Raw genomic sequence first — 11,858 nt, 5'->3', positions numbered from 1 at the left:
ACGGCCACACAGTGCTTTTCTGGCCGGCGTTCAGCCGTAGATCCCTTCGATCGCCCCGGCGGCGACGTGCGTGACGATTTTGAACGCTTTCATGGCCTCGGTCATCGACGGCGCGTCGAACCCGACGCGCCGGGTCCCGATCAGGTCGACGGTCGGCACGACGGCCGCGGCGTCGGCGAGGTGGGTGGCGTCGAACTCGACCTCGATCCGATGCGCGGACACGACACCGCCGGACCGCCCGGCGGAGGCCATCGCCGCGGTGGCCGCTTCTGTGATATGTGAAAAAGCCACCGCGGGCGGCAGGCACACCGCCGCGTACCGCGACACGCACTCCTTCACCGCCACCAGCGTGGCGCCGGGCGCGTAGTCCGCGGCGTCGTCGCAGGTCAGGTCGTCACCGGTGACCAGCAGCACCGGGACGCCGTACTCGGCGGCCAGCGCGGCGTTGAGGCGTCCCTCGGAGGCGGGCACGCCGTCGAGCCACACGCCGGTGATCGAGTTCTCCAGGTAGGTGTGCGCGAGCACGCCCGCCGAGCCCGCACCGGTGTGATAGCCGAGAAACACCACGCCGTCCACGCCGCTGTCGATACCCTGCATCATCGAGAGCGGTTTGTGCCGGCCGGTGAGCAGGCGCGCCGCGGTGTGGAGGTCTTCGAGCAGCAGGTTTCGTTGCGAGGAATGGGCTTCATTGACCAGAACATCGTCGGCGCCGCCGGCGACCAGGCCCGCGACGCAGGCGTTGACGTCTCCGGTGAAGAGCCTCCGAAACCGTTGCCATTGCTCAGTACCGGGGACGACGTCCCCGGTCCAGGTGACGCCGGTGGCGCCTTCCATGTCCGCCGAGATCATGATCCGCACATCTCGGTAACGTAGCGGTGGGCTGCTGGGGAAGAGGGGTATTTCGTGCGGGTGAAATCGTCCGCGTTGCTTGCAATAGCAACGACACTGGGGGTGTCGGCCGCTCCGGCCACCGCCCAGGAGCAGGCTCCGACGCCGGTGATTCTCAAGGTCGCGATCACGCAGCAGATCGACTCGATGAACCCGTTCCTCGCGGTGTTCCAGTCGAGCACCGAGATCGGCCGGCTGATGTACGACTACCTGACCGCCTACGCGGCCGACGACCAGCGGGTCACCGAGGGCCTCGCGAACAGGTGGGAACCCTCGGCCGACAAGCTCACCTGGACGTTCACGGTCCCGGAGGGCAAGAAGTGGTCCGACGGGCAGCCGATCACGGCGCAGGACGTCGCGTTCACCTACAACCTGATGCTGACCGACGAGGTCGCGCGGACCGCGAACGGCAGCTTCGTCACCAACTTCGCCTCCGTCGCCGCGACCGACGACAAGACCGTCGTCGTCAAGACCAAGGCGCCCCAGGTGACGATGCTGGCCCTGGACATCCCGATCGTGCCCAAGCACGTGTGGGAGAAGGTCACCAGCGTCAAGGACTACACCAACGAGCAGATGCCGGTCGTCGGGTCGGGCCCGTTCGTGCTGACCGAGCACGTGGCCGGGCAGTTCATCAAGCTCAAGGCCAACAAGAACTACTGGCGCGGCGCGGCGAAGTACGACGAGCTGCACTTCGTGTACTTCCAGAACTCCGACGCCGCCGTGCAGGCGCTCGCGAAGGGCGAGGTCGACCTGGTCAACCGGATGGCCCCGGCCCAGTACGAGTCGCTCGAGGGCAAGGCGGGCGTCACCCGCAACAAGGCGCAGGGCCGCCGCTTCACCGAACTGCTGATCAACCCCGGCGCGCAGACCAGAACCGGCGAACCGATCGGTGACGGCAACCCCGCGCTCAAGGACGTGCGCGTGCGGCGGGCGATCGCGCAGGCCATCGACCTCGACGCGCTGGTGTCGCGGGTGAACCTCGGCTACGCGGAGAAGGGCGCCGGTCTGGTGCCGCCGGTGTTCGACAAGTGGCACTGGCAGCCCGGCACGTCCGAACAGCGCGAGTTCGACCCGGCCGCCGCCAACGCCGCCCTCGACGCCGCCGGCTTCCCGCGCAGGCCCGACGGCACCCGGTTCGGGCTGCGGCTGATCGGCCGGGCCGGCCGCGCCTACGACGAGCAGGCCTCGGAGTACCTGAAGCGGTCGATGAGCGAGATCGGCATCCCGCTGGACGTGCGGCTGGTGACGGACAACCAGCTCAACGAGGTGACCACGGCGGCGACCTACGACCTGGCGTTCTCGGGCTGGGCGACGAACGTGGACCCGGACTTCATCCTGAGCCTGCACACCTGCGCGCAACGGCCGGGCGCGGATGGCAAGGGCGGCACCACCGACGCCTACTTCTGCGACGAGACCTACGACAAGCTCTACGCGCAGCAGCTCTCGGAGTTCGACGAGGGCAAGCGGGTCGAGATCGTGAAGCAGATGCAGGCGCGCTTCTACGACCAGGTGCCCGCGGTGGTGCTGGCGTACGAGAACGCGCTGGAGGCCTACCGCTCCGACCACTTCGCCCGGTTCACCACGCAGCCCGCGGAGGGTGGCGTGATCATGGCGCAGAACGGCATGTGGGGTTACTACGGCGCCGAACCCGCCGGACGGGCCGCGCAGTCCTCGGGCAGCAGGTGGCCCGGACTGGTGCTGGGCGGTGTGGTGATCGCCGGTCTGGTGGTGGTGAGCGTGCTGTACGCGCGCCGGCGCAACGCGACGGCCGGGGAGCGCGAGTAGGTGCGTCTCGCCGGCCGGCTCGGTGGTGCCGCGGTCAGTCTGCTGATGGTGGCGGTGCTGGGCTTCTTCCTGTTCCGGGTGGTGCCCGGCGACCCCGTGGTCTCGATGACGCGCGGCCGGCCGACGACGGCGGCGATGCAGGCCGAACTGCGCACGCAGTTCGGCCTGGACCGCCCGTTGGTCGAACAGTTCTGGCACTACTTCACCGGGCTGCTGCGCGGCGACATGGGCACGTCGTTCACGTTCCGGCGCCCGGTGGCGGACGTGATCCTCGAACGCCTGGGCCCGACGCTGCTGCTGGTCGGCACCTCGACGCTGATCGCGGTGGTCCTCGGGCTGTGGCTGGGCGTCCGCGCGGCGTGGCGTCGTGACTCGGGCTTCGACCGGGCCACGACGGGGGTGTCGCTGACGTTGTGGGCGGTGCCGACGTTCTGGCTCGGCATGCTGCTGATGATGGCGACGGGAGACCTGTTCCCGTCGCGGGGCATGCGCGACACCGACACGGCGCCGGACTTCGTGTCGCAGGCCCTCGACGTCGGCCATCACCTGGTGCTGCCGTCGCTCACGCTGGTCGCGGTGGTGTGCGCGGAGTACGTGCTGGTGATGCGGTCGTCGTTGCTGGAGGAGATGCACGCGCCCTACCTGACGACGGCGCGCGCGAAGGGGCTGCGCGACGACCTGGTGCGCCGCCGCCACGCCGTGCCGAACGCGGTGCTGCCGGCGATCACGCTGGTGTTCCTGCGGTTCGGGCTGGTGGTGGCGGGGGCGATCACGACGGAGACGGTGTTCTCGTGGCCGGGGCTGGGGTTGTTGTTCTACGACGCGCTGACCGGGCCCGACTACTTCCTGCTGCAGGGGCTGCTGGTGGTGACGGCGGGCGCGGTCGTGGTGATGAACCTGCTGGCCGATGTGCTGCACGGGGTGCTGGATCCACGGGTGAAGGTCGTATGAGCGGGGTCGACGCACGAGGGTGCGGGACGAGCGGGTCCCGCACGGCGGGCCGGCACGGGGTGGTGGCTGCGGCATGACGGGGTTCCGCACGCGGTGGTTCAGCCGCGTTGGTCGCGGTGACGGCGCGGTGGGCGGGTTTCTCGCGCACCGGGCGGGTGTGGCGGGCGCGGTGGTGCTGGCGGTGGCCGCGCTGGTCGCGGTGATCGCGCCGCTGTTCATCCCCGCGGACGCGCTGGACGTGACGCGGGTGAGCGATGCGCCGTGGCAGGCACCGGGGCTGGGGCACTGGCTGGGGACCGATCACGCCGGGCGTTCGGTGGCGTTGCTGGTGGTGCAGGGGGCGGGGACGTCGTTGTTCGTCGGGTTGACGGCGGCGGTGTTGTCGGTGGGGATCGGCACGCTGGTCGGGATCGTGAGCGGGCACTTCGGTGGGCTGGCGGCTGGGGTGTTGTTGCGGGTCACGGACTTCTTCCTGGTGTTGCCGGCGTTGGTGCTGGCGATCGCGTTGTCGACGGTGCTGCCGCGCGGGCTGGGCACGATCGTGCTGGCGATCGGGCTGACGAGTTGGCCGTCGACGGCGCGGATGGTGCGGGCGCAGACGTTGACGATCGAGGCGCGGCCGTTCGTGGAGCGCGCGCGGGCGTTGGGTGGCGGGCACGGGCATGTGATCGGGCGGCACGTGTTGCCGTCGGTGTTGCCGTTGGTGCTGGTCAACGCGACGTTGGCGGTGGCGTCGGCGATCGTGGCGGAGTCGACGCTGGCGTTTTTGGGGTTGGGGGATCCGACGCGGATCTCGTGGGGTGCGATGGTGCACCAGGCTCAGCTGCACGGGGCGGTGCCGCAGCGGGCGTGGTGGTACCTGTTGCCGCCGGGGCTCGCGATCGTGGTGGTCGTGTTGGCGTTCACGCTCGTCGGGCGGGCGCTCGAAGCCGTTGTGACGCCGAAGAGGTAGCCGGCCAATATGATCAAACCCAGCCTGGAGCTGAAGAACCTCTCCGTCCATTACGGACACAAACGCGTCGTCCACGACGTGAACCTGGCGCTCGAGCCCGGCCAGACGCTGGGGCTGGCGGGCGAGTCGGGGTCGGGCAAGTCGACGGTGGCGATGTCGGTGCTGCGGTTGCTGCCCAGGACCGCCCACGTCGAGGGCGAGATCCTGCTCGACGGCGACGACGTGCGGACGATGTCGTGGGGCCGGTTGCGGGCGGTGCGGTGGGCGTCGGCGTCGATCGTGTTCCAGGGCGCGATGCACTCGCTCAACCCGGTGCAGCGTGTCGGTGAGCAGATCGCCGAGCCGATGCGCCTGCACGGCACCGGTGGCAGCGTCGGTGAGTTGCTGGAGCAGGTCGAGCTGCCGCTGGGCAAGGCGCGGGCGTATCCGCACGAGCTGTCGGGCGGGCAGAAGCAGCGGGTGATGATCGCGATGGCGCTGGCGTGCGGGCCGCGGCTGGTCATCGCGGACGAGCCGACGACGGCGCTGGACGTGGTGGTGCAGGCCCAGGTGCTGGGGGTGCTGAAACGCCTGGTCGCCGAGCAGGACCTCGGGCTGCTGATGATCAGCCACGACCTGTCGGTGCTCGCCGAGACGTGTGACGACCTGGCGGTGATGCACCGCGGCGAACTGGTGGAACGCGGCCGCACTCGCGAGGTGATCGCGAACCCCCGGCACCCGCACACGGCGGCGCTGACGGCGGCGTTCCCGGTGATCGGCGATCCGGCCCACCGCTGGGCCGAACCGGCGCCCGAACCACAGCCGCTGCTCGAGGTCCGGGACCTGGCGGTGGACTACGGCCGCACGCGCGCGGTCGACGGGGTGGATCTGACGATCGGGCGGGGCGAGATCGTGGCGCTGGTCGGGCAGTCCGGCTCCGGCAAAACGACACTAGCCCGTACCATAATGGGGCTGCGGACACCGTCCTCCGGTCGGGTGATCTTCGACGGTGTCGAGGTGCCTCGCAAGGGCAAGGCGCTCAAGGCCTTCCGCCGCCAGGTGCAGCTCGTGTTGCAGGACCCCGCGAGCGCCCTGAACCCGCGGCACACAGTGCACGACGCGGTCGCCGAGGGACTACGTGTCCACGGCCTCGCCGACGATGAGGAATCGCAGGTCACAGCCGCTGTGGAACGGGCGGAACTGCGTCCGGCGAGCCTGTATCTGGAGGCGTTGCCGCACGAGCTGTCCGGGGGTCAGCAACAGCGGGTGGTGATCGCCGGTGCCCTGGTGCTGCAACCCCGTCTGCTGGTGGCCGACGAGCCCGTCGCGTCGCTGGACGCCTCGGTGCGCGGGGAGATCGTGGCGTTGCTGCTCCGGTTGCGGCGCGAGCTGGGCCTTGCTTCATTGATCATCACGCACGACCTCGGGCTGGCGTGGCAGATCGCCGATCGGGTCGCGGTGATGCATCAGGGGAAGATCGTGGAACAAGGCTCGGTGGAACAAGTGCTGCTCAACCCCACTCATGACTACACCCGCGCCTTGCTGCGCGCGGTGCCTCAGGTCTGACGTGATCCCGATCGAACACGCCCGGTATCGGGCCTCGCTGACGCCTGCCGAGATCGGGCGGGGCGGGGCCGACGGCTGGGTGGACGTGGACGAGGTGCCGACGCTGGCCTGGCTGGCGTGGAACGACCTGGGCCGCCCGCCCGGAGTGCTGGGCGAACTCGCCGAGGCCAGCGAGCCAGGGCACGTCTTGGAACTGTGCCGGATCCTGGCCTCGACCTCACGCGCGGACACCGCGGCGGTGTGGCGCTACTTAGCCGCGGACTGGGAACGCACGGGGGAGCGTTCCGACGGCAGGCAACGGTTCCTGCTGGACCGGGCGATGCGTGGGGATGGCATGGACTGGCGCAGCTACTCGGCGTTGATGGGCACCGCCCGGCCCGAGGAGGTCGACGCGGCGTTCGACCGCGGCGAGGACATGGTCGGCATCGCCGTCATCGGCCTGGCCCTGTCGTATCCGGACCCGTGGGTGGCGCTGCACCGCGTCGCCCGCGCGTTGGACCACAACCGCATCGAGGTCCGCCGGCAGGGCGCCACCGCCCTCGCGCACGTGGCGCGACTGCACGGCGTGGTGTCGCGGGAGTGCCTGGAGGTGCTGCACCGCCACCCCGACGACGTCGCCGAGGACGACCTGTGGACGTTCATCGCCCACCACCGGCTGCCGCCGTGGTTGTGGTGGCGGCGGATCAAGGCCCGGCTAGGGCGGCGAGTTCCGCGCGCACCGCGTTCTCGGTTACGCGGTTGCGCTGCCGCAGCGCCCGTCGCAGCGCGTCGTCCAGACACGCTCGTGCCTCGTCGAGATCGCCCGCGTCGCGAGCGATCCGGCCGCGTTCCATCGCGATGTGACAGCGCATCTCGTCCGGCCCGTACCAGCCGCCGGGTGTCAGCTCCCACGCCTGGTCGCAGTGCGCCCGGGCGGCCACGTATTCGCCGGTGAGCCGAGCCAGCTCCGCCAGGCCGAGATGGGCGCCCGCCTGCACGACCAACGCTCCGGCGCGACGGGCCAGGCCGAGCGCGAGGTCGAAGTCGGCCCGCGCCCCGTCCAGGTCACCCGCCGCGAGCCTGGCCTGAGCCTGTCCGGTGACCACCTCGGCCGTGTCCTCGGTGGACCCGAGCTCGGCGAGCAGCCCGCGGGCCCGCTCGACGCAGGCCAGCGCGCCCGCGGCATCGCCTTGCGACAGGACCAGCTCACCGAGCTGGTTGAGCGCCAGCGCCGCACCCCACCGGTCACCGACCTGCTCGAACGCCACCGCGCCCGCCCGCAGAAAGTCCTGACCGCGCACGACGTCACCCTGCATGCGAGCCACGAGACCGTCACCGACCAGGGCGAGCGCCGCACTCCACGGATCGGTGCCCAGCAGCCGGTTGCGGCGGTGCCACATCTGCGACTCGGCCTCGGGCGCACCGAGCGCCATGCCCCACATCATGGTCATGATCGGGTAGCGCGGCGGCTCCCGCATCAACCCCAGCAGCGAGTCGGCCTGCCGGATCCGCGCGGTCTGGTCGCCGGCCGCGACGGGCCACGCGAGCAGCAGGCACAACGCGTACTCCTGCTCGCGCCCCGCCGGCGGAGTCTCGCCGCACGCGTGCAGCACCGCGTCGGCTTGTTGCGCGGCCTCCGTGCGCAGACCCCGGAACCAGTAGTAGGTCGCCAGCGCCGCCACCAGCTCCAGCGCGAGCTCGACGGAGTTCCCGGTCGCCCACGCGACGGCGGCGACGAGGTTGTGGTGGTCAGCGGCCAGCCGCTCGATCCACCGCACCTGCTCGTGCGCCCGCAGATGCGGTTCGGTCTCCTGGGCGAGGGTGAGGAACCAGCGGGCGTGCCGCTCCCGCAGATCCGGTGCGTGCCCGGCGCAGAACGCGCGGATCGTGTCGAGCATCCGGTACCGGTCGTCGGCCACCTCGACCAGTGACTTGTCCGCCAACGACGTGAGCGTGTCGACGTCGGAACCGGTGATGTCCGTGACCGCGGCCAGATCCGCGCCGCCGGAGAACACCGTGAACCGCGCGGCGAGGTCGCGTTCGGCGTCGGTGAGCAGGTCCCAGCTCCACTCCACGACGGCGTGCAGCGTGCGGTGCCGGGGCGCGGCGGTGCGACTGCCGCGCGAGAGCAACCGGAACCGGTCGTCCAGCCGCGCCGTGATCTCACCGATCGGCAACGACCGCACCCGCGCCGCCGCGAGCTCGATGGCCAAAGCGATCCCGTCGAGCCGCCGGCACACCTCCGCGATCACGTCCTGATCCGCGGTGAACCCCGGCTTCACGGCCTGCGCCCGGTCGCGGAACAGCTGAACGGCCGCCTCGTCGTCCAACGCGGTGACCGGGCTCAACGTCTCCCCGGTGATCCCCAGCGGTTCCCGGCTCGTCGCGAGCACCCGCACGTCCGGGCACGCCGACAGGACACCGCCCAGCACCCGCGCGGCCTCGTCGATCACGTGCTCGCAGTTGTCGACGACCAGTACCACCTCGCGTGCGGTCAGCGCCGCCCGCAACCGTTCCTCGACGCTGACCGGATCACTGGCGGGCCCCGCCGACAGCAGCCCGGCCTCCCGCGCACCGACGCCGTCCAGCAACGCCCGCGCGACATCGGCGGTGGCGGTGAGGTCGACGAACGCCACCTCACCGGGTTCGCGATGGGCGACTTCGACGGCGAGGCGGGTCTTGCCGGTGCCACCGGGCCCGATGAGCGTGACGAGCCGGTTGTCCTGCAGCCACTTGGCCACGCGACGCAGGTCCTCGTCCCGTCCGACGAAGCTGGTGAGCTGCGCGGGCACACCCCGGTGCGGCGCCTCGGCCCGCAGCACCTCCAGATGCGCCGCGGCCAGATCGGGGGAGGGGTCGACGCCGAGCTCCTCGGCCAGCAGCGCACGGCCCTCGGCGAACACTTCGAGCGCCTCGGTCTGCCGTCCGTCGCGGTACAGCGACCGCATCAACGCGGCCCGGACGTCCTCCCGCAGCGGGTGCTCGGAAACCAACCCTCGGAGGTCGTTCTGGGTCCCGCCGGAAAGTGCGCACTTGATGAACACTTCCGTCAGCCGCCGCCGCGCCTCGTCCACGAACGGCGCGTCGACGTCGGCCAACGCCGGGCCACGCCACAACCGCAACGCCTCCGCCCCCCGCCCGGCGCCGAGCAGCTCCAGGCACAGCAGCACATCCACCTCGGCAGGTGCCGCGACCAGCCGATATCCGGCCGGGTGATGCTCGATCACCAACCCCGGCACCGTCCGGCGCAGCCGGGAGACCTGGGACTGCAGGGCGTTGGCCGCACCTGCGGGAGGCGAGGAGTACAAGCCGCCGATCAGCTGGTCGTGCCCCACGATCCGCCCAGCGTCGAGCGCGAGCATCGCCAGCAGCGCGCGCTGCCGGGGCGCCGCGACCTCCACACCGTCGACCAGCACCGGACCGAGCACCCCGAACCTCACGAGACGTGATTGTTCCCGAGTCACAAGATCCACGAGGCCGGAACCCGGACTGCGCCGAATAGGTCGACTATCGATGCATTTCAGTGACACCGCGTATCAGCTCCGCCACCTGCGGTCTCCTTCCGTTCGGTCGGGGACGAATCTCACGAGCGGAGAAGGCACAGCATGAGACCCATGATCACGGTCGGCACCGCGCTGGTGACCACCGTGGCACTCGCGATCCCTGCACACGCGGCCGCCGGAAACCTGCCCGGCGGCACCAGCATCGGCGTGACCATCACCAGCCCCGCGGACAACTCCGTCGTGGTGCCGGGCCCGGTCACCGTCACCGGCAAGGCCTCCATCGGCACCGGCGTCGCGGTCGTCGACACGGCGCTGACCTACGTGCTGGACGTGTCCGGCTCCACCCAGGGCAGCGTCGCCGCCGGCTGTGGCGGCGACCAGAACGGCGACGGCAACCCGGCCACGATCCTCGACTGCGAGATCGCCGCCGCGAAGGCGTTGCACGCCAAGGCCGCCGTCCCCAACACCGTCGTCGGCAACACCGGCGCCGCCGTGTTCGGCGAGAACGGCCAGACCGTCGACGTCAGCCCCGCCGCGGGTGACCAGAAGGTCGTCGCACCCGGTGCCGACGGCAACGGCAACGGCACGAAGGACGTCCCCGAAGCGCTCGCCAGCGCGTTCTTCGGCGGCGGAGTGAACCTCTTCACGCCCCGCAACGCCGGCAACACCACGAACTTCGTCGGTGGCCTGAACGCCGGCATCTCCTCGGCCACCGCGGCACCGCAACCGCGCAAGCTGATGGTCTTCTTCTCCGACGGCGAGTCCAACGGCCCCGGCACCGTCGACGCCGCGCTGCAGCAGGCCGCCAACGCCGGCATCAAGATCTTCACCTTCGCCGTGTCCAACGCCGCGGCCTGTGACAACCCCGGCCTGCAGGGCTCGCTGCGCAAGATCGCCCAGACCACCGGCGGCACCTGCACCGAGGTCCCGGACGTCTCCCAGCTGCCCGACGTCGTGCCCGGTGTCATCGCCTCCAAGCTCACCCAGCTCACGCTGAAGGTGAACAACGGCGCGGACATCCCGATCACCTCGATCACGCCCGGCCTGCCGCAGGACGGTCCCGCCGAGGTCGGCTACACCGTCGACACCCCGCCTCTCGCAGCGGGCACGCACGAGCTGTGCGTCACCGCGCACGGCACCGACGGCGGCGGCAACGGCAGCGTCACCGAATGCACCACCGTCAAGGTCAACGCCCCACCGGTCGTGAAACCCGGCGGCCCGTACGCCGGGCAGGAAGGCACCGACGTCGGCATCGCCGGCCAGGTCACCGACCCCGACGGCCCGGCGCTGACCACCACCTGGACCGCCACCCCGAAGTCGGGCGTCGACGCGGGCGCCACCTGCTCGTTCGCCAACGCGGCCGCGCAGACCACCACGGTCAAGTGCACCGATGACGGCGTCTGGACCCTGACCCTCACGGCGAACGACGGCGTCAACCCGCCCGTCGCCGCCACCACGGACCTCACGCTTACCAACGTCGCACCGAAGACCACGCTGAGCGCCGACAAGACGCTCGTCACCCGCGGCACCACGGTGAACTTCACCGCGCCGTTCACCGACATCGCCACCAACGACAAGCACACCTGCACGCTCAACTACGACGACGGCACCCCGGTCGCCAACGGCACCGTCGCCCAGGGCGCCGGCAGCGGCACCTGCACCGCCGCGCACAAGTTCACCCAGCTCGGCGCGCACAACGTCCTGGTCACCGTGACCGACGACGACGGCGACTCCGCCACCGCCGTCGTCAAGGTCGTCGTCTACCTGCGCGGCGAGGCGTGGGCACTGAGTGCCTCGGGCCTGATCAACGTCGCGAAGACCCCGCACGCCCAGTGCCCGCCCAACGAGAACAAGACCGTCGCCACGGTCAACGTGCTGGGCCTCGCCTCGGTCAACGCCCTGCACGCCGACTGCACGCTCAACCCGGACACCGGCCGCACGGTCGCCTCGGCACGGGTCGAGGGAGCCACACTGCTCGGTGGCGCGATCAAGCTCAACGCCATCGAAGCGTCGTGCGTGAGTGACGCGAACGGCATCACCGGCTCGTCGAAGGTCGGCACGCTCAACGGCCAGCCCATCGGCACCGGCCCCGCCACCATCGGCATCCCCGGCGTCGCCACCGTGCACCTCAACGAGACCGCGACCGGGCCGAACGGCCAGCTGATCCAGAACGCCGTCCGCGTCCGCACGCTGCTCGGCCAGGAGATCATCCTGTCGGCCTGTCGCCTGGGCTGACCCGCTAGGACCGCACGCGG

At 70.8% G+C, this 11,858-nt stretch carries 7 protein-coding genes; 5 read left to right on the top strand and 2 right to left on the bottom strand.

From position 1 onward, the window contains the following. Positions 1-30: 30 nt before the first annotated feature. On the bottom strand, positions 31-858 hold the full coding sequence (locus tag G7043_RS38910) for a M55 family metallopeptidase (protein ID WP_313888293.1): 828 nt from the start codon (positions 856-858) through the stop codon (positions 31-33). 45 nt (positions 859-903) lie between these two features. On the opposite strand from G7043_RS38910, the gene G7043_RS38905 reads away from it, so the two are divergent. The 4 genes from G7043_RS38905 (at position 904) to G7043_RS38890 (ending at position 6,121) form a co-directional block, all read left to right on the top strand. After that, entirely contained in the window at positions 904-2,673 is a 1,770-nt protein-coding gene (locus G7043_RS38905; RefSeq protein ID WP_166053706.1) for an ABC transporter substrate-binding protein, read from the top strand. After that, positions 2,674-3,624 carry an ABC transporter permease gene (locus tag G7043_RS38900; protein ID WP_313888292.1) on the top strand — a complete coding sequence of 317 codons (951 nt, stop codon included), beginning with the start codon at positions 2,674-2,676 and terminating at the stop codon, positions 3,622-3,624. It begins immediately after the preceding gene. A gap of 73 nt (positions 3,625-3,697) precedes the next feature. Next, positions 3,698-4,576, top strand: coding sequence for an ABC transporter permease (locus G7043_RS38895; RefSeq protein ID WP_166053705.1), 879 nt, complete (start codon positions 3,698-3,700; stop codon positions 4,574-4,576). A 9-nt stretch (positions 4,577-4,585) separates the two neighbouring features. Continuing rightward, positions 4,586-6,121: an ATP-binding cassette domain-containing protein gene (locus tag G7043_RS38890; protein WP_207312311.1), complete on the top strand. Its 1,536-nt coding sequence runs from the start codon at positions 4,586-4,588 to the stop codon at positions 6,119-6,121. 683 nt (positions 6,122-6,804) lie between these two features. On the opposite strand, the gene G7043_RS38885 is transcribed toward G7043_RS38890, so the two are convergent. Next, on the bottom strand, positions 6,805-9,540 hold the full coding sequence (locus G7043_RS38885; protein WP_166053704.1) for a BTAD domain-containing putative transcriptional regulator: 2,736 nt from the start codon (positions 9,538-9,540) through the stop codon (positions 6,805-6,807). A gap of 165 nt (positions 9,541-9,705) precedes the next feature. On the opposite strand from G7043_RS38885, the gene G7043_RS38880 reads away from it, so the two are divergent. Continuing rightward, positions 9,706-11,838 carry a choice-of-anchor P family protein gene (locus G7043_RS38880; protein WP_166053703.1) on the top strand — a complete coding sequence of 711 codons (2,133 nt, stop codon included), beginning with the start codon at positions 9,706-9,708 and terminating at the stop codon, positions 11,836-11,838. Positions 11,839-11,858 lie beyond the last annotated feature (20 nt).

This window comes from Lentzea alba (assembly GCF_011067745.1).
Classification (GTDB): domain Bacteria; phylum Actinomycetota; class Actinomycetes; order Mycobacteriales; family Pseudonocardiaceae; genus Lentzea; species Lentzea alba.
Note: the sequence above shows the minus strand (reverse complement) of the source record. Positions and strands in the feature narration are given on the sequence as shown.

Coding starts and splice junctions, on each gene's coding strand:
- G7043_RS38890 (WP_207312311.1), top strand. CDS start 4,586: ATGATCAAACCCAGCCTGGAGCTGAAGAACCTCTCCGTCCATTACGGA.
- G7043_RS38895 (WP_166053705.1), top strand. CDS start 3,698: ATGACGGGGTTCCGCACGCGGTGGTTCAGCCGCGTTGGTCGCGGTGAC.
- G7043_RS38880 (WP_166053703.1), top strand. CDS start 9,706: ATGAGACCCATGATCACGGTCGGCACCGCGCTGGTGACCACCGTGGCA.